19 protein-coding genes are annotated in these 24,361 nt (G+C 59.1%); 4 read left to right on the forward strand and 15 right to left on the reverse strand.

The features are described 5' to 3' along the window. Nucleotides 1–18: 18 nt before the first annotated feature. From HF945_RS11250 to HF945_RS11260, 3 genes are all read right to left on the reverse strand, one after another. On the reverse strand, nt 19–894 hold the full coding sequence (locus tag HF945_RS11250) for a hypothetical protein (protein ID WP_290522698.1): 876 nt from the start codon (nt 892–894) through the stop codon (nt 19–21). 67 nt (nt 895–961) lie between these two features. Beyond that, complete coding sequence (locus HF945_RS11255; RefSeq protein WP_290522699.1) at nt 962–1,507, reverse strand: hypothetical protein; 546 nt, start codon at nt 1,505–1,507, stop codon at nt 962–964. Between the two features lie 173 nt (nt 1,508–1,680). Beyond that, nucleotides 1,681–2,268 (reverse strand): Fe-Mn family superoxide dismutase, encoded by a 588-nt coding sequence (locus HF945_RS11260; protein WP_290522700.1) that lies wholly within the window; start codon nt 2,266–2,268, stop codon nt 1,681–1,683. A gap of 303 nt (nt 2,269–2,571) precedes the next feature. Here HF945_RS11260 and HF945_RS11265 point away from each other — a divergent pair, with 303 nt between their 5' ends. Continuing rightward, nucleotides 2,572–3,753 (forward strand): acetyl-CoA C-acyltransferase, encoded by a 1,182-nt coding sequence (locus tag HF945_RS11265; RefSeq protein ID WP_290522701.1) that lies wholly within the window; start codon nt 2,572–2,574, stop codon nt 3,751–3,753. 544 nt (nt 3,754–4,297) lie between these two features. Then, a complete protein-coding gene (locus tag HF945_RS11270; RefSeq protein ID WP_290522702.1) occupies nt 4,298–6,109 on the forward strand; it encodes a beta-ketoacyl synthase in 1,812 nt (603 codons plus the stop codon). Between the two features lie 138 nt (nt 6,110–6,247). On the opposite strand, the gene HF945_RS11275 is transcribed toward HF945_RS11270, so the two are convergent. Then, the gene (locus HF945_RS11275; RefSeq protein ID WP_290522703.1) at nt 6,248–8,872 is read right to left on the reverse strand and encodes a DUF6351 family protein; all 2,625 of its coding nucleotides are present in this window, start codon (nt 8,870–8,872) and stop codon (nt 6,248–6,250) included. Between the two features lie 199 nt (nt 8,873–9,071). On the opposite strand from HF945_RS11275, the gene HF945_RS11280 reads away from it, so the two are divergent. Beyond that, on the forward strand, nt 9,072–10,490 hold the full coding sequence (locus tag HF945_RS11280; protein ID WP_290522704.1) for a phospholipase D family protein: 1,419 nt from the start codon (nt 9,072–9,074) through the stop codon (nt 10,488–10,490). A gap of 95 nt (nt 10,491–10,585) precedes the next feature. On the opposite strand, the gene HF945_RS11285 is transcribed toward HF945_RS11280, so the two are convergent. The 5 genes from HF945_RS11285 to HF945_RS11305 all read right to left on the reverse strand — a co-directional run bounded on the left by HF945_RS11285 (nt 10,586) and on the right by HF945_RS11305 (nt 15,869). After that, nucleotides 10,586–10,891 carry a hypothetical protein gene (locus tag HF945_RS11285; protein WP_290522705.1) on the reverse strand — a complete coding sequence of 102 codons (306 nt, stop codon included), beginning with the start codon at nt 10,889–10,891 and terminating at the stop codon, nt 10,586–10,588. A 60-nt stretch (nt 10,892–10,951) separates the two neighbouring features. After that, entirely contained in the window at nt 10,952–13,171 is a 2,220-nt protein-coding gene (locus HF945_RS11290; RefSeq protein WP_290522706.1) for an EAL domain-containing protein, read from the reverse strand. Between the two features lie 228 nt (nt 13,172–13,399). Further along, nucleotides 13,400–13,780, reverse strand: a complete 381-nt coding sequence (locus tag HF945_RS11295) for an MmcQ/YjbR family DNA-binding protein (protein ID WP_290522707.1) — start codon at nt 13,778–13,780, stop codon at nt 13,400–13,402. Between the two features lie 97 nt (nt 13,781–13,877). Then, nucleotides 13,878–15,458: a peptide chain release factor 3 gene (prfC, locus tag HF945_RS11300; RefSeq protein ID WP_290522708.1), complete on the reverse strand. Its 1,581-nt coding sequence runs from the start codon at nt 15,456–15,458 to the stop codon at nt 13,878–13,880. Between the two features lie 75 nt (nt 15,459–15,533). Further along, nucleotides 15,534–15,869 (reverse strand): DUF2834 domain-containing protein, encoded by a 336-nt coding sequence (locus tag HF945_RS11305; protein ID WP_290522709.1) that lies wholly within the window; start codon nt 15,867–15,869, stop codon nt 15,534–15,536. A gap of 142 nt (nt 15,870–16,011) precedes the next feature. On the opposite strand from HF945_RS11305, the gene HF945_RS11310 reads away from it, so the two are divergent. Then, nucleotides 16,012–16,428 carry a hypothetical protein gene (locus HF945_RS11310; RefSeq protein ID WP_290522710.1) on the forward strand — a complete coding sequence of 139 codons (417 nt, stop codon included), beginning with the start codon at nt 16,012–16,014 and terminating at the stop codon, nt 16,426–16,428. Between the two features lie 492 nt (nt 16,429–16,920). Here the strand turns inward: HF945_RS11310 and rimI are convergent, their stop codons facing one another. The 6 genes from rimI to groL form a co-directional block, all read right to left on the reverse strand. Beyond that, a complete protein-coding gene (gene rimI, locus HF945_RS11315) occupies nt 16,921–17,406 on the reverse strand; it encodes a ribosomal protein S18-alanine N-acetyltransferase (RefSeq protein WP_290522711.1) in 486 nt (161 codons plus the stop codon). Then, the gene (locus HF945_RS11320) at nt 17,396–18,169 is read right to left on the reverse strand and encodes a hypothetical protein (protein ID WP_290522712.1); all 774 of its coding nucleotides are present in this window, start codon (nt 18,167–18,169) and stop codon (nt 17,396–17,398) included. The genes rimI and HF945_RS11320 overlap by 11 nt, the downstream gene beginning before the upstream one ends. Nucleotides 18,170–18,263: 94 nt before the next feature. Further along, nucleotides 18,264–19,814: a 2-isopropylmalate synthase gene (locus HF945_RS11325; protein ID WP_290522713.1), complete on the reverse strand. Its 1,551-nt coding sequence runs from the start codon at nt 19,812–19,814 to the stop codon at nt 18,264–18,266. A gap of 199 nt (nt 19,815–20,013) precedes the next feature. Continuing rightward, on the reverse strand, nt 20,014–21,732 hold the full coding sequence (locus tag HF945_RS11330; RefSeq protein ID WP_290525409.1) for a DUF3592 domain-containing protein: 1,719 nt from the start codon (nt 21,730–21,732) through the stop codon (nt 20,014–20,016). Continuing rightward, nucleotides 21,710–22,312: a rhombosortase gene (rrtA, locus tag HF945_RS11335; protein WP_290522714.1), complete on the reverse strand. Its 603-nt coding sequence runs from the start codon at nt 22,310–22,312 to the stop codon at nt 21,710–21,712. Before rrtA ends, HF945_RS11330 begins: the two co-directional genes overlap by 23 nt. Nucleotides 22,313–22,636: 324 nt before the next feature. Then, nucleotides 22,637–24,280 (reverse strand): chaperonin GroEL, encoded by a 1,644-nt coding sequence (gene groL, locus HF945_RS11340; RefSeq protein ID WP_290522715.1) that lies wholly within the window; start codon nt 24,278–24,280, stop codon nt 22,637–22,639. Nucleotides 24,281–24,361: the final 81 nt, after the last annotated feature.

Here is a 24,361-nt window from a genome sequence, read left to right on the forward strand (position 1 = left end):
TCCCCCGATCTACCCGAATCAGCGACTTTCCAGCTGATCCAGGCGGTTGTTCACCTGCAGGCGGTAGGCGTCGAAGGCTGCCACGGCAGCTTCTGCATCATCCACTCGTCCCTCAAGTGAAGACAATGCGGCCTGCGTCTTGCTGATCTTGTTCATTTCCGCATCCAGGTTCTTCTGTTGTTTTTCTACCTGGTTCAGGTTTTCCACCAGTACATCCAGCTGCGTCTGCATCTGGCTGATCTGGGTGCGCCACTGCTGGCTGCTCTTGTTCACTGCAGAGACAGCGCTTTCCACCTGCTTCTTCAGGGACGCCGCCTCCTTGTTGATATCCGTTATCTTACCATCGACCCCCGCCTGGGCTTTTTTGACCTCTGTCACAGACGAGGACAGCGACTTCAGCTTTTTATCATGTTCAGCAATGTCTGCCCGGTTTCGCTTGTTGGCCAGATCCCACAATTTGCGAATCTCGCTGCCATTCTCGTTCAGTGCCTTGCCATGGCCGGCCACGATGTCCTGCAACTTTCCGGAGGACTGGTTGAGACTTTCGTCCGTGGCCGACAATTGGGATTCCAGGTTGCCCAGTTTCTGGGTGGATTCACTCAAGCGGTTATCCAGTTGGGCCTGCAAGGTGCCCACCTGTTTGTGGAACCACACTCCCATTACGGCGATCAAAACCACAAGGACCAGGCAGGCCGCCATCCAGCCGCCATTTCCGCCGCCACTGGCAGGCCTGGGCCCCTTGGGGCCCTCCGGTTTCCCCGGCGGCTTCCCTCCCGGCTTACCCGGGGCGGGTTTGCGGGGCGCCGTCTGCGCGGCTTTTGGGGCAGGTTTGCGGTGGTCATCCACCGATACGTCATCCAGATCTCCCAGATTGATTTCACGATCTCTTGTCATTACTGCAGCCTTACCTGTATGCAAACGCCAATACTACCGGAAATCACGGTGCCATGGCCGTGACGCCCTACTCCTGTTCGCCGCCCTGCGGCGCAAACAACGATTGCTCGGTGGCATAGTAGATCGGCTCGCCGACCTCATGTTTGCCCTCTTCGTTCTTGAGCAAAGGCAGGAAGATCACCCAGGGACGAACCTGGCGATGATCGACCTGGGCCCACACCCCGACCACCTCTTCACCGGCATCGTTGGTAATGGTGTGCAGCCGAAACAGGGACAGCATGTCCACTTCCGGTTGCTCTTCGCCAATCTTGCGAAGCTGCATGTACAGGCCTTTGGCCCACTCTTCCGGGGGCGGGGCATCTGCGCGGTTGCCGGAATAGCCCACCGCCTTCACGTCGCCGTTAATGCTCATCAATCCGAACGGGTACATGCCGCCGGATTTGGCGATGGCTTGAAGGGACTGGCGAATGCCGGCCTGGGCCAGCTTGTCCATGTCCTGTTGTTCGCTGCTTTTTTCCTGGTTGTTTTCCGGTGTGGTTGTCGCTGGAGCCTCAGCCAGAACCGGCTGAAAAGCGCATAGAAGCAGAACCAGAACCCAAGACGGGAACCGCATATATCACCTTTATTGTTGTGTTCTGACTCTCGTATGGACAGTCAGGGGCGCATTTATATCCCGAAACGGCACGCTATCAGAGTTACCCCAATGCCGCCATATAGCCACAAAAAAGGCCGCAAAGCGGCCTTTTTTGTGGTCTGAACGGCTCCCTGAGTCAGGGAGGCGATCAATTACGCTGCAAAGTTAGCGGCAGCGAAGTCCCAGTTGATCAGGTTCCAGATGGATTCCAGATACTTGGGACGGGCATTGCGATAGTCCACGTAGTAGGCGTGCTCCCACACGTCCACGGTGAACAGCGGGGTCTGACCCTTGCCATGAGCGATCGGGGTGTCTGCATCGTCAGTGTTGACGATTTCCAGGGAGCCATCGCTGTTCTTCACCAGCCAGGTCCAGCCAGAACCGAAGTTGCCGGTGGCCTTGGCATTGAACTGGCTCTTGAACTCGTCGAAGGAGCCGAAAGCCGTGTCGATGGCTGCAGCCAGGTCACCGCTGGGCGCACCACCGCCGTTGGGGCTCAGGCTGTTCCAGTAGAAAGTGTGGTTCCAGACCTGGGCTGCCTGGTTGAACAGACCGCCTTCAGCGCTGGCGATGATCTCTTCCAGAGATTTGCTCTCGTTCTCGGTGCCCGCTGTCAGTTCGTTCAGCTTGGTCACATAGGCGTTGTGATGCTTGCCGTGATGAAACTCCAGAGTCTCCGCAGAGATGTGCGGTTCCAGAGCATTCTTTTCGTACGGAAGCGGCGGAAGTTCGAAAGCCATAGTCATTTCCCCTGACATTGTGTGTCCTGTTGCCTGTGCAACAGGTGCGTATTTGTCCGCCAACAGCGCATGGCAGCGGTCGGCGGGTGAATGATAATAACAAGCTACCGGTAACAATCTCCACCTTGCAGAGGGCGGGCCTCTTGCCGCTATAGGCTTACGCTATATGCAAAACCCAAACGTGACCGGCAGGTCCATGAGACTTGGGGCATGCCGCCCTTGTTTCAAGTACAATGCGCCCCAATTTTTCATGATTCACGCTTTGCTGAACGTGAAGCCAGTCAACCTCGGCAGGAGAAAAACATGTCTGATGATGCCATCGTTATTGTAAACGGCGCCCGTACCGCCATGGGCGGCTTCCAGGGTTCGCTGTCCGGCGCCAGCGCCACCGAGCTGGGTGCAGTATCCATCCGTGAAGCCGTATCCCGTGCCGGCCTGAAGCCGGAAGACGTACAGGAAGTCATCATGGGCTGTGTCCTGCCCGCCGGCCTCAAGCAAGGTCCGGCTCGTCAGGCCATGCGTCAGGCCGGCCTGCCCGACAATGTGGGTGCGACCACCATCAACAAGCTGTGTGGCTCCGGCATGAAAGCCACCATGTTTGCCTACGATTCCATCAAGGCCGGCACCAACGATATCGTGGTTTCCGGCGGCATGGAGTCCATGACCAATGCGCCCTACGTGCTGGACAAGGCCCGCAGCGGCATGCGCATGGGCCATGGTCAGGTTTACGACCACATGTTCCTGGATGGTCTGGAAGATGCCGAAACCGGCCGTCTGATGGGCTCCTTCGCTCAGGAAGTCGCTGACAAGCGCAGCATCACCCGCGAAGACATGGACAACTACGCCATCGAATCTCTCAAGCGTGCCCAGGCCGCCATCGAAAACGGCTGGTTCAAAGACGAGATCACTCCCGTCACCATCAAGACCCGCAAAGGCGAAGTGGTGGTAGACACCGACGAGCAGCCCGGCAACGCCAACATCGACAAGATCCCGACCCTGCGTCCGGCCTTCGCCAAAGACGGTACCGTGACCGCTGCCAACGCCAGCTCCATCTCCGATGGGGCCTCCGCGCTGGTGCTGGCCCGCGAATCCGTAGCCAGTGAACGTGGCCTGCAGCCGCTGGCGCGGGTTCTGGCTCATGCCACCAACAGCATGCATCCGGGTGAGTTCACCCTGGCGCCGATCGGTGCCACCGAAGCGGTACTGAAGAAGGTGGGCTGGAGCGTTGACGACGTGGATCTGTTCGAGATCAACGAAGCCTTCGCCATGGTCGCCATGATGCCGATGATTGACCTGGGCATCCCCCACGAGAAGGTCAACATTCACGGCGGCGCTTGCGCTTTGGGTCACCCGGTAGGTTCCACGGGTTCTCGCATCATCCTCACCCTGATCCACGCGCTCAAGCGCACCGGCGGCAAGCGCGGTGTAGCCAGTCTGTGCATTGGTGGCGGCGAAGCGACGGCGGTGGCCATTGAGCTGGCGTAAGAAGCCAGACACTGGACATTGATGCCTGACAAAAACGGGGCCTTTGGGCCCCGTTTTTTTGTGCCGCTGCGCGGCTGCATCAGGCTTCATGCAATACGGGAAAGTTTTTTCGTCGTAGGAGTCTGCCTGCAGGCGATGTTGGAGATCTTCGAGGACAATCGCTCCAGGCAAGTTATTCGCTGCGCTCACCCTTCGGGCCGCACTCCGGCCCTATCTTCGAACAGGCTTTCTGGAATCCTTACCTCGCCCAGGCTCGGATCGCTTGCAGGCAAGCTCCTACAGCGGCTTCGTAGAAATGAGAGAGGTCGGGAACTTTTAGGTTTTACCCAATCCACAGTCCAAGCTTGTAGCTTGTAGCTTGTAGCTCATTATCCCCCAACCCATTGATCTGCAAGCCTTTCCTTCCTGGCAAACCTCTCCTGCTTAAAACTCTGTTGCACTTTAAACCGCAAATTGCCCGTGCGGCGTATACGCAAGAACCGTGTTCACCTGTACCCTGACCGGCTAGTCATCAGTTTGGGTTGGGATCATTCCCGGGAGCACCATGACAGCATTACCCGTTATCACCGCCATGGGCGGCATCAATGCGGCCGGCCGCAGCGCCCTGCATTTCGGTTTTCAGCGTCTGATTTTCGACTCGCTCCCGGAGATCCAGCGCCAGGCCACCCTGCGCGCGCTTGCCCAGCTCACCGACCGTGCCGATGACACACAACTCAATGGCACCCTGATTCGTGCTCTCCCTGAAGAGTACCGCCTGCATGCCGCCATCAGTGGCACCAGCGACATTCCCGTTACCCTGGAAATGCGCAACATGGACCTGCCTGACCCGCTACCCGCTGGCTGGCAGGTCACCCCTCTCGACAAGCGTCGCAGCCGCGTGACCCTGCCCGCCGGGCTGGGCATGAACGTGCCGCTGGACGCTCCGCGCCGTGTCAGCGCCGCCGGCCAGCTGCCGGACGGGTTTGATCCCGGCGCCCTGTATGCGTCCCGCAATCATCCCCGTGCCCTGCAGATGGCCATCTTTGCCATCAGCGACGCCCTGGGAGATCTGGGTATCGACTGGGCCACCGTCGCCGGCCGGGTGCGCCCGGATCAGGTTGCGGTTTATGCCAGTAACGCCATGTCCCAGATGGATGACAGCGGACTGGGCGGCGTCATGCGCTTTCCACCCAACGGTCACCGCATCACCTCCAAACAGGTTCCGCTGGGCCTGGGGGAAATGACCGCCGACTTCCTCAACGCCTATGTGCTGCATTCCGTGGGCACCACGGGCGGTATGCTCGGCGCCTGTGCCACCTTTTTATACAATCTGGAAAAAGGGGTTCAGGCCATTCGCAGCGGCAAGGTGCGCATTGCCATTGTTGGCACCAGTGAAGCTCCCCTGGTACCGGAGATCATGGAAGGCTATCGCGCCATGGGGGCGCTGGCGGAAGACCAGGAACTGGCGGCGCTGGACGACACTCCACATGCGGATGTGCGCCGCGCCTGTCGCCCGTTTTCTGACAACTGCGGCTTCACCATGGCCGAGTCCGCCCAGTTCACAATCCTCATGGATGACAGCCTGGCACTGGAGCTCGGCGCGGATATTCTTGGCGCGGTACCGGATGTGTTCATCCATGCGGATGGCGCCAAGAAGTCCATCTCTGCGCCCGGCGTAGGCAACTACCTGACCATGGGCAAAGCCGCCGCCCTTACTCGTCAGCTGATCGGCGAAGCAGGTTTGCAGCAGCACAGTTTTGTCCATGCCCATGGCACCGGCACACCGCAAAACCGGGTGACCGAATCCGTAATTCTGGACCGCACTGCGGAGGCTTTCGGGATTCAGCAATGGCCCGTGGTGGGCATCAAATCCTACGTGGGCCATTCCCTGGGCAGTGCCGGCGGTGACCAGCTTGCTGCGGCGCTGGGCAGCTTTACCCGAGGCGTTCTGCCGGGCATTCGCACCATTGATCACATTGCCAACGACGTACACCGCAACCGACTCAATTTCTGTCTGGATCACCAACCACAGGACGGCCTGCAGGCCAGCCTGATCAACTCCAAGGGATTTGGCGGCAACAACGCCACTGCCGTGGCCCTGTCCGGCAGCATCACCGAAGCCATGCTACGCCAGCGCCATGGCGAGAAAGCCATGACCGCCTGGCAGCATGCCCGGGAGGTCACCCTGGGCAGCAAGGCCCGCTTTGCCGAGCACTGCATCAGCGAAGCACCCACGCCGATATACCGTTTTAACGAAGGGGTGTTGGGCGACGAGCACGTGGCCCTGAACGGCCAATCCGTACGTTTCAATGGGGGCACGGATATGCCCTTCGACGATGATCCTGGCCTGCGGGAATTCCAGCTCAAGTGCGATTGAGCCGGGTTGCAGATACCCGCATCCCATGACGACTGTTTCCTGGTGATTGTCATGGGGCGGGCTATTTGCTGTAGGCGACTCGAAGCGTTGCGTTGCAACCTGCGACTTGAAACTTGCCAATTCTGCCCCTGATCCGAGTTACTCCACCGCCACCCCAAACGCCGGTGAGGCCCAGCCCTGACGGGACCCGCTGGCGTCGGTGCGAATCATCTCGCCGCCATGGATCACCTGCTCAGCATCACCGTATTGCAACCAGGTCAGGGTACGGGTCACACCCTGACCCGGGCGGCTGTAATCACAGACACCCTGCGGGAAGATCTCCGCCACCTGTTGTGCAAACCCCTGCGCATCCATCGCCAGCGGATAGTCTGCCGGATCCACCGGCTTGAGCTGACACTTGTTGGTGAGGGTACGGATATCATCCCCCGCGACGGTACGGGGGGTCCCGAAACGGGTCTGAATCAGTAATGCTTGAAGCTCCACCAAGGGTTCGGTCAGCGGGGACAACAGCTCACCCAGGGTATCCGACAGCTCCCCCGGAAGGGGCAGCGACGACACCACCGGCAGCTCCCCCACATCCAACCCACACACCTGCCCGGTCACCGCATCCACCACAAGCCCGGCTTCTGCCGGGGGCGGCGGCAACAGGGACAGATCCAGACCGGGAAGGATCGGATCCGGGTATAGCAGGTTGCCCGTCAGGGGCACGATCGGCCCCTCCGGCGAAAACAGGGAAGACACGGACAGACAACGGTCACGGGCATACAGCGGTTTGTTTGCCACCACTTTCTCCGCCACGCTCAGATCGCGATGGTCCTCCTCCATTTCTGACAACCACAGGTCCATGGCCAGCAGCGCCTCGGTGGTATAGACCGTATCGCCAATCAAGGGAGCGACGCCGTACCAGATCACATGGTTGTCGGCATGGCCCTGGACCGCTTCCAGCCGCGCACGCATTTGCCAGGAGTGGTAGGCATCGTGGGCAATACCCGGGTCAGGGCCACGCAAATCAATGATCGGCACGTTGGCCAGGTGCTCCGCCGTATTGATGGCCCCGGTGCGGTAGGCATTCTGCAATGCCTGGCTATCGGCCACGGTACGCTCTGGCTGGTAATCAATGTCCACAGACAGCCCCCCGATCTCGCGGTTGAGCTTGAGAAACTGCTCCCCGGTGATCAGACCGGCCTGAAGGGATTTCAGGCCGTATTGCACGCCAACGTTATCCAGTGGAATACCGCCAAAGCCCTTGCCCAGCAGTTGTTCGTTGGGACTCCACACCTCCACTGCACGGGGACCAAACTGGCTCTTCATAAAATCCAGCAAGCCACAGCGCAGGCCGTCCGGGCGTTCCCGGGCATCATAGACCGGGACACCATCTGCCAGGCCCGGGCAGCTTTGCTGATCAGGATAGGCCGATGGAAAAAACGCCAGGTCGGAAACCAGCGGATTCAGGGGCAGATGACCATAGAATGCGGACCACTGCACAACCGGAATCACCTGCGAGGAAAGCAGGCTGGCGAATACGTTCTGAAAATCGTCAGCCTCCATGGCCAACTGGTTACCGAAGTAGTTACTCAGCAGGTTGTAGTCAGCAAACTGCGTGGCCGTGGTCCATACATCCGGATAAGAACACTGCACAATCAGTCCCTGGTAAATGCCCGGATACGCGTTGGCCACATGCTGCTGCGTGATGGACCCGCCGGAGCAGCCGGTGCCAATGGTGTAGCGAATTTCCCCGTACTGTTCGACGATCCGCTCCTTGGCCATCATCAGGGATTCAGCGGCAGTCACCAGGTTGGCGTTGTGGCCCAGATTACCCTGGGCGGTGGACAGCGTCATGAAACCGCGCCCCAGGGCCGTGGTAATACTGTCCCCCAGAAGCACCTCGGCACCGGCCGGGGCCGTACCGGCAATATCCCCTTCTGGAGGCGCCCCCATGCCATAACTGACCCCCACGTTACCGCCATGATGAATCAGCAGCTTGCCATTCCACTGCGGTTGGGGTTCAAGGCTGTTCCAGGGCTGGTCTGGCTGATACAACGCCATGATCAGGTAACGGTCACGATTCTGCACCCCTTCCTCAACCCGGATGATAAAAGGCACCTCCACTCCCTGGTCCGTGGTGACCTGGGCAATCGCCTCCTGAGCCGGCGGGTTGGCCGGATCATAGGGCAACATGCTGTCTGGCAAGCCGGGGTTCTGCGGGTCGAAGCCCGTGATCAAGGCCTGTAACCGGTCTGCGGGCACATACTTGAACGAATACTCAGCAGGCTGGTTGCACTGGTCATCCACCGCAGCAGAGTTGGTGCATTGCCAGGGCTGTATCTGTGGCCCGGATATTACCGGCCCGCCGTTGGGGTGATTGATGATCTGCCGCTCCAGAAACTCACCATTACCCAGCACCACGCGAAGGGTGTTGCTGCCCGGAACGAGCCCCTCCACCAACCCCCTGCGCGCCCCGGCGTCCGTTGCCACCAGCGGGGTAGCCACCGGTTCCCCGTTAAGTAACATCTTCAGCTCATCCAGCTGTTCTGACTGAGTGGCCACAACCTCCACCAAAGCATCTCCGCCACTTATCAGGTCAGCCCGGTTGGACAACACACGGATTTCACCCTCACCCTGACCGGGCGCATCGGGTTGATTCGGGACGGGATCAGGGTTATCCGAGGCGGGTGCCAGGGGCACCGTGGCGGATGAACCACCACCACCGCAGGCGGCGAGCACCGCACCCAGCGTGATCACGCTCAGCATACGTAACATCATTGCAGGCTCCCGGGCAGCCATGGGTACTGCCCTCTGTTTATTGTTTTGATACCTGTCTGATTCTCGGGGGCCGCCCGCAAGGGTACAGTTGCCTCCACGTTGGGGCTTGGTTACACCAACCCTCAGATTGTTGCACTTTCGTACCACAATTCTTGCGCACCCGACCCGTTCAAACATCTGGAGCTGCTAGACTGCCGCCATGACTCGATTGAAACTCTCACTGCTGCTACTCGCCGCCATCCTGATCAGCGGTGCGCTCTGGCATCGTTACAAGCCGCTCCCTGACGGTCTTGCACTGCATTCTCTTCGCCACCCCGCCAGCAACCTTAAACTGCTGGTGGATGACACCTGGGAAACGCCGCAAGGCACCCGTGACATGCGGCAGACGATCTTCGATGAAGTCTTTCGTCTGATTGAGCAGGCGGAGCAACTGGTGGTGGTGGACATGTTTCTGTTCAACGACTTCCTGGGCGCCGGCAGCCGGGCACACCGGCCGCTGGCGGAGCAACTCACTGCCGCCCTGGAAGCCCGCCGGCAACAAGGCGTGCCTGTGGTGCTGATCACCGACCCCGTCAACACCCTCTATGGCGGCCTGAAGAGTGCCCATTTACAACGGCTGCAAACCGCAGGCGTGAAGGTGGTGATCAGCCCACTCAATGCGCTGCGAGACTCCAACCCCAGTTGGTCCGGGTTATGGCGGCTGTGCTGCCAATGGCTCGGCAACAACCCGGACGGAGGCTGGCTGCCCAACCCCATGGGGCCAGGCCAGATCACCCTGCGCAGTTATCTGACGCTGCTCAATTTCAAGGCCAACCACCGCAAGACCCTGGTTGTGGACGAAGGAGACCAATGGACCGGACTGGTGACCAGCGCCAACCCCCACGATGGCAGCAGCGCACACAGCAACATCGGCCTGCGTTTCAGTGGACCCGCAGCACAGGCGTTGCTGGAATCTGAATTGACGATACTCGATATGGCGGGGGCGGAACGCCCACCGCTACCCGCACTGAGCACGCCTTCATCGCCACCAGCCAACGCTTCAATTGAAATCCTCACCGAAGGGGCCATTCGTGATGCGTTACTGGAAACGGTGGACCGCAGTCGCGACGGCGACGTGCTGGATGTGTCCGTGTTCTACCTGTCTCATCGCCCCCTGATCAATGCCCTCAAGGCGGCGCACCAGCGTGGGGTAACCGTTCGGGTGCTGCTGGATCCCAACAAGGACGCCTTTGGTCGGCAGAAAAACGGTATCCCCAATCGCCAGGTGGGTGCAGAGCTAAAGGACGCAGGCATCACGGTGCGTTGGTGCAATACCCGGGGTGAACAGTGCCATACCAAGATGCTGATGCTGACCCGGCAAACGGATGCACAGCTGATACTCGGCTCTGCCAACTTTACCCGCCGAAACCTGGATAACCTGAACATGGAGACCAGCGTTCGACTCACCGCCACCAGTGATCATCCGGTAATGCGGGCGTCATCAGACATGTTCTTGCGTCGGTGGCAGAACCGCAACGATGAGAAACACAGTGTGGGGTATCACGCCTATGCGGATGAAGCGCAGTGGAAGAAGGGGCTGTATCGGGTGATGGAATTCAGTGGGTGGAGTAGTTTCTAGCTACCAGCTATGAGCTATGAGTTTCGAAAAGCAAAACCGATACCGGTTAGCGGAACCGGTTTTTTTGACTTTCGCTCCTCGAAACTCGTCACTGGCTACTGGTCTGGCTGTGGCGCCTCCCTGGGCGGACGATGCTGATACCAGTAAAGCCCGCCGACACCCCCATTGATCAACCAGGCCGCCGCGATGAGCCCGCCGGTGAGCGGCCAGTGCCAGCTTTCTGCCACCAGTGCACTACCGGGAATGGCGAGCAGGAACAACAGGGTTTCCAGTGCCGCCAGCAGCAACGGGGCAGCAATACGGGCCGGATAGTGCAATTCGATTCCCAGCCAGCGCAGCAGGGCTGCCCCCATGCTCAAGCCCAACCCGATAACCATCAGGCCGCCAATAATCATCGCCATGTCATCTACTCCCTCAAAGACACCGGCATGGTAGGCAGCAAACGGCACAAAGACCAGTACTCAGGCTTGCTCCTGGCTTGGCGAATGGGTAAACGACTGCTGGCGCAGGGCCGCAAAGGCCTCCACTTCTACGGGACGGGAAAACACATACCCCTGGCCCCGGTCACAGTTCAACGACAATAACGCCTGGACGGTCTCCCAGTCTTCCGGACCTTCTGCCACCACGGTCAGTTTGAGCTCATGACAAAGTGCAATCACCGCGCTGACGATGGCGTGATGAGCCTTCTGGCTCAGCATGTCATAGACGAAACTGCGGTCGATCTTGACCTCACTCACGGCAAATTGACGCAGGTGCGACATGGAAGAGTAGCCCATACCAAAGTCATCGATGCTGCAGGTAACCCCCATGTCCACCAATCTGGAGATCACCATGCTCACCCGCTCCGGCTCACTGATCATGCAGGTCTCGGTCATCTCAAGCCGCAGGTCCTGAGCCTCACCGCCATGGGTAGCCAGTGACAACGCCACCTTGGTACACAAATCGGTCTCAAGCAGATCCACGGCAGAGATGTTGACACTCAAACAGGTTGGCATGCCCTGACGACGGAGCTCCGCCGCAAGCCGTATGGCTTCGTCCAGTACGAACTCGGTGAGGATGACGACCAACCCCGCTTGCTCCAACAAGGGAACAAACAATGCTGGCGATAACTCTCCCAACTCAGGATGCCGCCAACGAACCAGCACCTCAGCGCCCACCACCGCCCCGGAGCGTAAATCCACCTGTGGTTGCAACACCACCCGCAGCCCTTCTCGCCCCTGACGGCGAAAATCACGAATGATGAACAGATTCTGGGGGTCCGGATCCATCGTCTGCTTGTATTCCATCCAGCTTCGGCCGGAACGACTGGCAAACGCCATGGCGGTTTCCGCCTGGCGCAAGGTTTCACCCACATCGGCGCCCTGCAACGGGCACTGGGCGAGACCAATGGTAAAGCGCGGCTCCAGTTCCAGTCCGTCGAAGACGATGGACTGGTCATCCAGCAACCCGTCTTTCAACGCTTTCTTGTCCTGGGCTAGCAAGGCGAACACCCCACGGCCCATATAACAGAGTGCCGGGAAACCTTTTCGCTTGAGACGCCGGGCCACTTCCGACACCAGCTTCTCACCAGTACTGAACCCCAGAGAACAGATGAAGTCATCAATCTCTGACAGTTTCGCCACCATCAGCACATGGACCGCACCCTTGCGCTCCGCACGCAGCAGATGAGCTCGCACCCGGGCCACAAATTCCGGCCGGGTGGGCAGCCCGGTAAGCCGATCATGATATTCCCAATGCAGCATTTCCTTTTCCGCCCGCGACTTGCGCACCCGGGCATTCTCCAGCTGCCAGGATAAACGCCGCACCATAGCCCGCAGCCGCCAGGAATAAGCGTAGATCATCAGTAACAATAACCCGAGCAGGGCAGCCCCCAACACCAGCCAGCCGGCATACCGCTGCCAGTAACCGGGTCGATTCCATTCGATTTCTTCGCGCCAACGCTCGTAAATGTCGTAGTACCGTCCAGAAGACACTACCAGTCCCAATTGCTGCTGCAGCCAGGCATGTAACTCCGGTTGCTGTCGCGATACGGCAAACACATAGGGTCTTGGCCACACGGGGGGCCCAAGCAAACGTAAAGGCAGGTATTCACGGGCAAGCGTACGATTGGTGACCGGTTGAGGCAGCAGGGCAAAGTCTGCCTGGCCGTCCAGCACGGCTTGCAAGGCACTGCGGTAATCGTCACGGATCACCGCAATGATCTCTATCTCAGACGCCTGAAGCGCATCCGCCGCATACCCCCCGTCCTCCAGGGCTACCCGGTGCCCTTGCAGCGCCTCCACGTTCGGCACGCCCTCACGGTCAGCCGGTCCGTAGATACCATGGGTCACGAAATAAAACGGGGTGGTGAAGAGAAAGTCCTGCGCCCGCTCCGGGGAGGCAAACATGGCGACCACATCCACATCACCGTTTCGCAGGGCTGCAAGGGCCTGCGGCCAGTCCAGCTGCTGATGACTCGCCTTGCGCCCGCCCTGGTGGGCGATGGCGCGCCCCAGTTCCACCACAAAGCCATTTGCCTGACCACTTTCAGACAGCCATTCAAAGGGGGGATAGTTATCATCACCGGCAAAGCGCAGTGGCTCCGCGAGTGCTTCCTGCCCGGCCAATGCCCCCGACAGTAATAGGCCTAGCCCTGCCAGCAGCCCCTTGAGGGACCTGTTCTTGATATTCTGTTCCGCCACTACGTGTCTCCGCCAATCCTGGCCTGACGCTTGCGCGCGGTAATGCATTCATCGGCCACTGTAATGCCAGCCATCACAGCGCCGCACTCCTCTCGGCTCATTCCGGACTCCTCGAGTCTCTTCCCTCGGAACGATGCGGTTTATTGTATATGGGTTATACCTCTGTGACCGGCAAGTCAAGGAAGGGGCGGAGAATTTATCCTCCTGGAGGGGGATGCTGAGCGGGGATCAGGGCGTCAGAAGATGGCGACCATGGCGTATGGCCATGGCGTCACGCTCTGCTTTGGGCAGGCCTTTGAGCACCAGAAAGTAGGAATGGTCAATCATTCGTTCCAGCTCCCCCTGGGGGATGGAGCCGTCCAGACACACCGTATTCCAGTGTTTCTTGTTCATATGATAGCCGGGCTGCACCGCGGCAAAAATATCTCGCAGCGCCAACGCCTGGTCCGGATCACACTTCAGATTCATGCGCCCTTCCCCTTCAACGGTCGACAGCGTGGCAAACATCTTGCCCCTCACCTTCATGACGGCCACATCGGGACCAAAGGGATAATCTTCCAGTGCTTCGGGTTTGCCGAGGAGATACTGGCGAGCGGTTTCGACATCCATGTCTACCCCCAAAAGGCACAAGCTATGAGCTATGCAGAGCAAAACCCGCACCGATTAGCGGGTCCACGGTTTTCGCAGTTAACTATTAATTGCTCTGTCAGATTTCCCGCGTCTCACGGAAGCGGATATCCGGGTGACGTTCTTCCGCCAGTTGCAGGTTGACCCGTGTCGGCGCCAGATAAGTCAGATGGCCGGCGCCATCGCGGGCCAGGTTATCGTGGGCCTTGCGCTCGAAGGCCGCCAGCTCCCGCTCGTTTTCCGCCTCCACCCAGCGGGCCGTGGCGACGCTGACAGGCTCATAGCGGCAATCCACGCCATACTCACCCTTGAGTCGGGCGGCCACCACGTCGAACTGAAGGGTACCCACCGCACCCAGAATTACATCATTGTTGCGCAGGGGGAAGAACACCTGGGTAGCCCCTTCCTCCGCCAACTGAGTGAGCCCCTTGTGCAGCTGCTTGCTCTTCAGCGGATCATTCAGCACCACGCGCTGGAACAGTTCCGGCGCAAAGTGGGGAATACCGGTGAAATTCAGGTCTTCCCCTTCAGTGAAGGTGTCACCAATCTGGATAGTGCCATGGTTGTGCAGACCAATGATGTCCCCGGAAAAGGCTTCTTCCACATTGTCCCTCTCACCGGCCCTGAACGTGAGAGCGTCGGCAATACGGACATCCTTGCCGGTACGGATCTGTTTGAGCTTGATGCCCTTCTTGTACTTGCCAGAGCAGATGCGCATGAAGGCCACCCGGTCGCGGTGCTTGGGATCCATGTTCGCCTGAATCTTGAACACAAAGCCGGTCATCTTGTCTTCGCTGGCCTCCACGGTGCGAGAGGTCGCATCCCGGGGCTGCGGTGCTGGCGCCCAGTCCACCAGGCCATCCAGCATATGATCCACCCCGAAGTTACCGAGGGCGGTACCGAAGAATACCGGCGTCAGCTTGCCGGCCAGAAAGCGCTCCAGATCAAATTCATGGCTGGCACCCTGCACCAACTCCAGGGTTTCGCGCAGCTCTTCGGCGTAGTCAGCGCCCACCGCTTCGTCCAGCTCAGGGTTATTCAGGCCCTTGATCTCACGCACGTCCTGCACGGTGTGCCCCTGACCGGTCTGGTACAGAACGGTGGTATCGCGCAGCAGGTTGTAGACGCCTTTGAAACTCTTGCCCATGCCGATGGGCCAGGTGATCGGCGCGCACTCGATATTAAGTACATCCTCGATCTCGTCGAGAACCTCAATCCCCTCACGCACATCGCGATCCAGCTTGTTGATGAAGGTCAGGATGGGGGTATCTCTCAGCCGACAGACTTCCATCAGCTTTACGGTCCGTTCTTCCACACCCTTTGCGGCATCGATCACCATTAACGCGGAATCCACGGCAGTGAGCGTCCGGTAGGTATCCTCGGAAAAGTCGGCGTGACCGGGGGTGTCCAGCAGGTTCACCGTGGACCCCTTGTAGGGAAACTGCATCACCGAGGTGGTGACGGAGATACCCCGTTCCTTCTCCATTTCCATCCAGTCAGAAGTGGCATGCTTACCGGATTTCTTGCCCTTCACAGTCCCCGCGCTCTGGATCAGGTTTCCGTACAGCAGCAGTTTTTCGGTAATGGTGGTCTTACCGGCATCCGGGTGACTGATAATCGCAAAGGTGCGGCGCTTGGCCACCAGGTCTTGCAGACTCATGGAACAGGTTCTCTGACTGGAAATTTCGAGGGCGCGAGTATAGCAGTGTTGGCCCCGGCTTTGACCCCACTCCGGTCAGACCAGGCCTGAGCCCTTGAGCTGCCGCTGGCGCATCAGTAAATAAAGCGCAAAGCCCACTGCCACCCCGGGCACGATGCCCAGCAACAATGCCAGCCAGCCGCCACGGATCTGGTAGTGCTGGCGCTCGAACAGCACCCAGATGGCCAGAATGACCCAACACAGGATCACATCCGTGGAGTAACCGGCCGCATAGGGATTGACGAAACCGGCCGCAAAGGCTCCGATAATGTCCGGATTCTCCAGCATGGGAGGGCCGGCCAGCACCACCAGGGCAACACAGAAGATCAGTGCCACCAGCACCAGTAAACGGCGAAACAGGGATTCAGACATGGCAGGGCTCTCCATCAATCATTCCTTTGAGAGCTCTATGGTTGGAAATTTGTCGGGGCCTGTCCAGCTTTTACACACTGTACTTTGGGCAGCTCAGCCAGCAGTGATAGAGTGAACGCACCTTCATCTGTGGATACCTGCCATGACCCAGTATGCCCGCGTAACCTTCCTCCTTGCTGTTACCCTTTTCATGGCGGCCTGCAGTCAGTCGCCCGGCGAGAGCGACGCTCGCAAGGTGCTTCAGTCAGAGCTGGAGAACGCCCGCCTGGCCGAACTGCTGAAGATCAACAGTGTTGAGAAGCAAAACGGTTACCAGGATAACGATGGGCGCTACACCATTGAGGTGAACTACCAGCTGAAAGCGTCGGAGTCGCTGTCCGATTACGCCACCAAGGTCAAAGGAGATGAGGCCCTCACCGGCATGGACCGCTTCGCCATGATCATGGCCCTCAGCGCCCTGCGGGTGGAATACGGCAACTTCGCCAAGGGCGACACCTTTGATGAACAGCGGGTACTGACCTTCCGGGATACCGAGCAGGGCTGGATGCCGGTGGAGTGAGGTAGCGACAAGCTTCAAGCTGCAACGCGTGTCAGGCCGTGCAGGATTCTGACGCCTCGCGCTGCCAGCCAACCAATACCAAACCGCACTCCAGGTGCGGTTTTTTGTGCTTCATGCTTTGCACACCGGGCAGACTAACCCTCATACACGGTCATAACCCTGTAGGAGTTCCCTTCCAGGGGACGAACCGAGCGTAGCGAGGCGACCGAAGGGAGGTGTTTTAAAAGGCCTGTCGAGCCTGGAAACACCTGATCTCCAGGGAGTTTTGTGGCAGGGCAAGCACAGAAATGCGTTTCTGGAATCCTTACCTCGCTTAGGCTCGGATCGCTTGCAGGCAAGCTCCTACAGCGGCTTCGTAGAAACCCCGGAGACCCGGGAACTTTTCAGAGGTTTCCTATCAAATCAAGCGTAGCTCGTAGCTCGTAGCTCGTAGCTCGTAGCTCGTAGCTCGTAGCTCGTAGCTCGTAGCTCGTAGCTCGTAGCTCGTAGCGATTATTTATGCCCGCCGGATAGCAGGCACTGCATCAATACCGCATTCTCGTGCCCGTCGCCCCGGCGGTAGTAATTCTTGCGCACGCCGCAGACATCAAAACCCAGCTGCTGATAGAGGGACTGGGCGGCCATATTGGTTTCCCGCACTTCCAGGTACATCACCGTCATGGCGTCGTTGCGGGCGGCGTCCATGGCCTGCTCCAGCATCAGGCGCGCAATGCCACGGCGCTGCCAGCCAGGCGCTACCACCACGTTGAGGACATGGGTTTCGTCGAGGATGCGAGAGAGGATTAGAAATGCCACCGGCACATCGTCACGATCCACCACCACCTGACACAGGTAATTGGCATTCTTGAGACAATCGCCAAAATGGCTACGGGTCCAGGGAGTCAGCTGGGCCGCGGTTTCGATGGCCATGACCGCATCCAGATCGTCCAGCTCCATGTCGCGAAGGGAGTCAGGCCCGAACACCGTGTCAGACCCCATCGAACCCGTTGGCCTGCATGGCCTGCCAGCTGGCTTTCTTGTGAGTGGCCGGATCGTCCAGCATTTCACTGAGTGAGCTGATAACCAGCGCCGGATGACCCGCAATCTCGAAAGGCCGATAGCGCGGCTGATCAAACAACGCCTCATTGAGCGCCTCAGGCAAAGCCATCAGCACCCGCTCCCCACCGGCCTGATCACACAGACCGGAGATAAAGGCTGACAGGGCCTGAGCCGCTTCTGCTGCCTGCATGGGTTGATCTGTGAGCGGACAGAAGAACCGCCGCGGGCGACCTGGACGCCCCTGAAACAGGGCCAGCAGGCTGGCCATCAGCGGCACCTCAAAGCGACCCAGCCCCGGCGCCTGGGAGTCTTCCTGGGCGCACAGCAACCAGGTGCCTGTACCGAGATGCGCCTCCAGAGTAAACACCAGCCCCTTGCCTTTACCCGGTGCGGCTACCTGCGCCTCTGGTTTCGCCGCCGGCACCACTTCAGGCGTCCTGTTTTGCTGTGGGGTTTCCAGCGTCGCTTTCAGGGAAGGCGCCGACTCAGTCGTTTCCCGGGGAGGCGACACCGTCTCGGGCGCTGGCGCAGCACCGCGATCATTGCCGTTCTGGGTCGCTCCCGATCCCGGAGTGGGCGGTGTATCTTCTTCCTCATCCCAGTCCAGCCAGGGGGATGGCGCCGCTCCCGGCAGCGGCGTATGGGCCACCCAGGGCGTGAGCCCCATGGCCTTCAGATAACTCTGCCGCTGTGCTTCATTCATTAAACGCTCCGCGTACGCTGGCAGGCATCACGCATCACGCCTGCACGCAAACCCACACCACCTGCTGTCGGGGTGTCCCGAAACTTCATGCTGATCAGACTCCGTCTGCCGCTTGCGGGTGGGCCTTTTCCAGGCCGGCTGCAAAGTGGTTCAGGGCATTCAGGTAAGCCTTGGCAGAGGCGGTGATGATGTCAGTATCGGCACCGTGGCCGTTGACGATACGACCGCCCTTCTCAAGTCGCACGGTCACTTCACCCTGGCTGTCAGTGCCCGCGGTGATCGCATTCACGGAGTACAGTAACAGGGTGCTGTTGCTCTCTGCCAACGACTCAATGGCCTTGAAGGCCGCATCCACAGGACCGGCGCCGGTGGAGCTGGCTTCCTGCTCCTGCCCGTCGATGGTCAGGACAATGCGGGCTTCCGGGGTTTCCCCGGTACGTGCGGTAGCCTCCAGCAATACCAGTTTGAAACGCTCGTCTTCGGCGGCTTTTTTGGTGTCGCTGACTAGCGCCTGAAGATCCTCATCGAATACTTCATGTTTCTTGTCCGCCAGATCCTTGAAGCGCTGGAACGCCTCATTCATGGCCGCTTCGGATTCGAAGGTGATACCCAGCTCGTCCAGACGGGCCCGGAACGCGGCACGGCCAGAATGCTTGCCCAACACCATGCGGTTGGTGTGCCAGCCCACATCTTCGGCAGACATGATTTCATAGGTTTCGCGGTGCTTGAGCACCCCATCCTGGTGAATGCCGGATTCGTGGGCAAAGGCATTGGCACCGACGATGGCCTTGTTGGGCTGTACCGGGAAGCCGGTAATCTGCGACACCATTTTTGAGGTGGGCACGATTTCCCGGGCATTGATGCCGGTATCCACTGTGAACAGATCCTGACGGGTGCGAATCGCCATCACGATCTCTTCCAGAGAGGCGTTCCCCGCCCGTTCACCCAGACCATTGATAGTACATTCCACCTGACGGGCACCGGTTTGTACTGCCGCCAGAGAGTTGGCCACCGCCAGCCCCAGATCATTATGGCAGTGCACTGAGAAGATCGCCTTGTCGGCATTGGGGATACGGGTCAGCAACTGGCCGATGGTGTCCCCAAACTGCTCGGGAATGGCGTACCCCACGGTGTCGGGGATATTGATGGTGCGCGCACCGGCATCGATTACTGCTTCGATAATGCGGCACAGAAAATCAATCTCGGAGCGCCCCGCATCCTCACAGGAAAACTCCACATCGCCCATATGATTACGGGCATGTTTGACGGCAGCCACCGCATGCTCGATCACCTGATCCGGCTCCAGCCGCAGCTTGTGTTGCATGTGGATCGGGCTGGTGGCGATAAAGGTGTGAATGCGCCCGGATTCGGCACCGGCCAGCGCTTCCGCGGCCCGGTCGATATCCGCTTCCTTGGCCCGCGCCAGGGAACAGATGGTGGATTCCTTGATGGTATCGGCAATGGCTTTCACCGACAGGAAGTCCCCCTGGCTGGCAATGGCAAAGCCGGCCTCGATCACGTCCACCCGCATTCGCTCCAGCGCCTTGGCGATACGCAGCTTTTCGTCCTGGTCCATGGTGGCACCGGGGCTCTGCTCACCATCACGCAGGGTGGTATCAAAAATAATCAGGCGTTCTTTGCTCATTGGGGTCTCTCGCAAAATAAGTGACGAGCTTCAAGCTACAAGCTGCAACGCGCCGGCGGCCATCAGGTTCTGTCAGGCTGCAGCCGCGCACAAAACCAAGGGCGCGAACGACGAACCTGTCAATTCGCAGCAGCCTCTCCCGCGTTGTAGCTTGTAGCTTGTAGCTTGCCCCTGACGGGCATCCGTTATGGCGATTAGTCTACACCAGTCTCAGGGCTCGCAGCACGGCTTCACGCAGGGCTTCGCCCACTTCCCGGCCCTTGATGCCCTCCGCCAGGCGCAGGGTCTTGCCATCCACGTCCGCCTGCAAGGTCATATATTCGGTCTTGCGGCCATTGCTGGTGCTGCTCATGCCAGATTTGAGCACCAGCTGCTCGGCCCGCAGCAGGCGCCCTTCTCGTCGGTAGATGGCAATCCCCAGCCAGCGGCGCACCACCTTCACCTCACTGCCACGAATCCACACCTGCAGGCCCCGGGCAAGGGTATACACCGTGCTGAAGACAATGGCATAGCCGATCAGACCAAAGATACTGCCCATGAAATACAGCATGAAGCCTTCCGAGGCGGCGGCGATGAACAGTCCGGTACCCACCCCGGCAAAGATACCGCCAAACAGCAACATCCCCAGCTTCATGCCCAGATTTCTTCCCGCCCGGCTTTCCAGATACAGGCCTTGCCCGGTCTGCTCCACATGGATCTGCTCGCTGGCCGACTCAACCGCCTCCAGCTCCCGCTCTCGGCGGTCCGCCATGACATGGGATTCCGGCAGCTGGAAACGGCTGGTACCGCTGCCGGCCACCACCGGGATCTCCCAGGTACGCTTCAAATCCCGCCCGGCCAGTTGCCCTTCTACAGCCACACGCCAGCGGATCCAGTCCTGCCGGCCAGAAATACCCGGCTCACGCTCGCGGGTACCGGGCTGATCTGCGGGGGCATCAAAACAGAACTGGATATCGGTGCCATTCTGCCGGGGTGAACAGTAGGCTCGCTGACTGGTCTGCCAAAGCACCGACTCGCGGGTCTTGCGGTCTTTTCCGGAGCCGCTGTAATAACAACGGATGCAACTAAGCCAGACGGTTAATGAAGCGTCCTCAGGCACCGCTCTGCCCAGATGGATCTCTCCGCCCACCTGCCCACCGGCCTGCCCGGGTTCCGGGTCCATTGCCAGCGGGGTGGGCCCGAAGAACCGGTAGTTCTGGCGCATCTTCCAGCCAGCAAAGGCGATGCCGGCCCCCACCAGCGGAAACAACAACACCATGAGGATCATGTAATCGCCGCGGCTAACCTCCTTCCAGACCTCCAGATAGGCTGGCGAAGGCAGCAGAATGAAAATGGCGCCAAACCCCACCAGGAACCAGTGACCCGACTTTTCCTGACTGGAATAAAAACCGGTTTCTGACACTAACTCAGCCTCCTTGCTGCCACGGCGCATCAGGAACATGACGCCACCGCCCACCAGCGCAAAGACACCACCAAAGGCAAAACCGAAAATCACCGAACCCCAGCGAAAGGTTCGGTCCAGATAGGCTTCGTGGGGCGCATCCGGGTTGACCCAGGCGCTCACGGTGCGGTTGTTCCTGCGGGCAGTATCAATCAGCCCATACAGCTGCTGCCAGTAATCACCGAAATTGTCGGAGCCGCTGTACTGACTGATCTGGCTGCTGGTGTAATCCACCCCACGAAAACGATAGCGGTAACTGCCGCTGACACTGTACGTGGTGGAACCATCCGAACGATGGGAATTGAGCTTGCTGCTCAGTACAGTCGCCGGGACACGAGCCCAACTCCCGGATTCCATATATTTGCCAATCGGCACCACCGCCACGAAAAACATCACGGCGAGGCCGACGAGCAGGAAAATACCCCCGAACAGGTAGCCACCAATTCCACCCTTTTTATTCTGCTTGTTCTCGTCCACCGACAAACCGTTCTCCCCCCTTGATCAAGCCCCACAGCACCACCCCACTGATGGCACCGTAAAGATGGGCATTCACATAAACCCTTCCGTTAATCCAACTCTGCAGATAATCCACGTCATATCCAGGCATGTGCTCACTGACCAGGCGCCCCACAATCACCGCCAGCACTACAGAATGCAGCACCGGATTCCCCCGCCAGCCAAGCAGCAGGCACAGGATCAGCAAGCCATGAAGAATGCCGGACAGCCCCACATAGTGCGTCAGCTGACCATCAATAAGATAAAGCGCCAGCCCCGACGTCAGGGCACAGAACAACAGCCAGCTCCAGAACCTGTAACGGTCCAGAAGATCTTCAAAGAAATAACCGCACAGCAACAGCCCGGACAGATTGAGCAGCAAATGCCAATGATTCAGGTGTACCAGATGACAGGTAAAAATCCGCCACACCTGCCCCCCTTCGATAGCCACCCGATCAAACGCCAGCCACGGGTTCACCCACTGATGGGTAAACCCCAACACCGCCAGCACCACAGCAAAGGCAATGAATTGGGGACGGAGTTTTTTATCTCTGGGTTGCATGGGGAATCCGATACGAATGAGTCGGTCATTATGGGGAGGGTGTGCCCGGACAGGCAACCGGGACAGTTCAAAGTTTAAAGTTGAAAGTTCAAAAGCGCGGGATGGGCTATCGATAGATTGAAAAGGTGTCACCGCGAAGCTGGCCCCCGGGAATTAGCCGTAGAAAAGCCAAACAGTTCTTTTTCGATGGTTGAGGCGCGGCTCCATCCTGCGCGGGTTGGCACTTGGCTCGCCCGCGCTTTTGAACTTTCAACTTTAAACTTTCAACTAACAAAAAGCCCCGCACGAGGCGGGGCTTTTGGGATGGTCGGATGACCGGCTGATTTACATCATGCCGCCCATACCGCCCATGCCACCCATGCCGCCCATGTCCGGGGCAGCCGGGGCGTTTTCTTCCGGCTTGTCAGCCACCATGGCTTCGGTGGTGATCATCAGGCCAGCCACGGAAGCGGCAGCCTGCAGCGCGGAGCGGGTTACCTTGGCGGGATCCAGGATACCCATTTCCAGCATGTCACCGTACTCACCGCTAGCCGCGTTGTAGCCGTAGTTGCCGGAACCGTTACGTACTTCCTGAACGATCACAGAGGCTTCGGCACCGGCGTTGAAGGCGATCTGACGCAGCGGCGCCTGCAGGGCGCGGATCGCGATGGCGATACCGGCGTTCTGCTCTTCGTTGTCACCCTCAATGTCACCCATGTTGGCCAGGGCGCGTACCAGCGCCACACCACCACCCGGTACCACACCTTCTTCTACCGCCGCACGGGTCGCGTGCAGGGCATCGTCAACGCGGGCCTTCTTCTCTTTCATTTCCACTTCGGTGGCAGCACCGATCTTGATCACGGCAACACCGCCGGCCAGCTTGGCCACGCGCTCTTGCAGCTTCTCTTTATCGTAGTCAGAAGAAGAGTTTTCGATTTCGCGACGGATCTGTTCCACACGCGCATCGATGTCAGCCTGCTGGCCAGCGCCATCAACAATGGTGGTGTTTTCCTTGTCGATGTTCACTTTCTTGGCGGTGCCCAGGTCTTCCAGGGACACATTTTCCAGGCTCAGGCCCACTTCTTCGCTGATCACGGTGCCACCGGTGAGGATGGCGATATCCTGCAGCATGGCCTTGCGACGGTCACCGAAGCCCGGCGCCTTCACGGCGGCACACTTGATGATGCCACGCATGTTGTTCACCACCAGGGTAGCCAGCGCTTCGCCCTCGATATCTTCGGCGATGATCAGCAGCGGCTTGCCCTGCTTGGCCACGTTTTCGAGAACCGGCAGCAGCTCACGGATGTTGGAGATCTTCTTGTCAACCAGCAGGATGTAGGGAGTTTCCAGCTCAACCTGCATCTTTTCCTGATTGTTGATGAAGTAGGGGCTCAGGTAACCGCGGTCGAACTGCATCCCTTCAACCACTTCCAGCTCGTTTTGCAGGGACTGGCCTTCCTCAACGGTGATAACACCTTCCTGACCCACTTTCTCCATGGCCTGGGCGATGATTTCACCCACAGACTTGTCGGAGTTGGCGGAGATGGTGCCCACCTGCTCGATGCTCTTGGTGCTGTCACAGGGAGTGGACAGTTTCTTCAGCTCTTCAACAACAGCTTCTACCGCCTTGTCGATGCCGCGTTTCAGGTCCATGGGGTTCATGCCAGCGGCAACGGACTTGAGACCTTCGTTGACGATGGCCTGGGCCAGCACGGTGGCGGTGGTGGTGCCGTCACCGGCTTCGTCGTTCGCCTTGGACGCGACTTCCTTCACCATCTGGGCGCCCATGTTCTCGAACTTGTCTTCCAGTTCGATTTCCTTGGCCACGGACACACCATCTTTGGTGATGGCCGGCGCGCCGAAGGATTTTTCCAGCACAACATTACGGCCTTTCGGGCCCAGGGTTACCTTTACTGCGTCAGCCAGAATGTTGACGCCTTTGGCCATACGGGCACGAGCGTCATCACGAAAGAGTACTTCTTTAGCCATGGTTCTTTACCTCTGCGAAATCTTTTCCAGCCCCGTTGGCGGGGCACCGTGGTGTTCTTGATCCTGTGGCTGCCTTGGGCG

Origin of the sequence: Alcanivorax sp. (genome assembly GCF_017794965.1) — a bacterium.
In the GTDB taxonomy this organism is placed as follows: domain Bacteria; phylum Pseudomonadota; class Gammaproteobacteria; order Pseudomonadales; family Alcanivoracaceae; genus Alcanivorax.

What these genes read in the sequence shown, in the direction of transcription:
- HF945_RS11250 (WP_290522698.1), bottom strand. Translation starts at nt 894, where the DNA reads ATGACAAGAGATCGTGAAATCAATCTGGGAGATCTGGATGACGTATCG.
- HF945_RS11255 (WP_290522699.1), bottom strand. Translation starts at nt 1,507, where the DNA reads ATGCGGTTCCCGTCTTGGGTTCTGGTTCTGCTTCTATGCGCTTTTCAG.
- HF945_RS11260 (WP_290522700.1), bottom strand. Translation starts at nt 2,268, where the DNA reads ATGGCTTTCGAACTTCCGCCGCTTCCGTACGAAAAGAATGCTCTGGAA.
- HF945_RS11265 (WP_290522701.1), top strand. Translation starts at nt 2,572, where the DNA reads ATGTCTGATGATGCCATCGTTATTGTAAACGGCGCCCGTACCGCCATG.
- HF945_RS11270 (WP_290522702.1), top strand. Translation starts at nt 4,298, where the DNA reads ATGACAGCATTACCCGTTATCACCGCCATGGGCGGCATCAATGCGGCC.
- HF945_RS11275 (WP_290522703.1), bottom strand. Translation starts at nt 8,872, where the DNA reads ATGATGTTACGTATGCTGAGCGTGATCACGCTGGGTGCGGTGCTCGCC.
- HF945_RS11280 (WP_290522704.1), top strand. Translation starts at nt 9,072, where the DNA reads ATGACTCGATTGAAACTCTCACTGCTGCTACTCGCCGCCATCCTGATC.
- HF945_RS11285 (WP_290522705.1), bottom strand. Translation starts at nt 10,891, where the DNA reads ATGGCGATGATTATTGGCGGCCTGATGGTTATCGGGTTGGGCTTGAGC.
- HF945_RS11295 (WP_290522707.1), bottom strand. Translation starts at nt 13,780, where the DNA reads ATGGATGTCGAAACCGCTCGCCAGTATCTCCTCGGCAAACCCGAAGCA.
- prfC (WP_290522708.1), bottom strand. Translation starts at nt 15,458, where the DNA reads ATGAGTCTGCAAGACCTGGTGGCCAAGCGCCGCACCTTTGCGATTATC.
- HF945_RS11305 (WP_290522709.1), bottom strand. Translation starts at nt 15,869, where the DNA reads ATGTCTGAATCCCTGTTTCGCCGTTTACTGGTGCTGGTGGCACTGATC.
- HF945_RS11310 (WP_290522710.1), top strand. Translation starts at nt 16,012, where the DNA reads ATGACCCAGTATGCCCGCGTAACCTTCCTCCTTGCTGTTACCCTTTTC.
- rimI (WP_290522711.1), bottom strand. Translation starts at nt 17,406, where the DNA reads ATGGGGTCTGACACGGTGTTCGGGCCTGACTCCCTTCGCGACATGGAG.
- HF945_RS11320 (WP_290522712.1), bottom strand. Translation starts at nt 18,169, where the DNA reads ATGAATGAAGCACAGCGGCAGAGTTATCTGAAGGCCATGGGGCTCACG.
- HF945_RS11325 (WP_290522713.1), bottom strand. Translation starts at nt 19,814, where the DNA reads ATGAGCAAAGAACGCCTGATTATTTTTGATACCACCCTGCGTGATGGT.
- rrtA (WP_290522714.1), bottom strand. Translation starts at nt 22,312, where the DNA reads ATGCAACCCAGAGATAAAAAACTCCGTCCCCAATTCATTGCCTTTGCT.
- groL (WP_290522715.1), bottom strand. Translation starts at nt 24,280, where the DNA reads ATGGCTAAAGAAGTACTCTTTCGTGATGACGCTCGTGCCCGTATGGCC.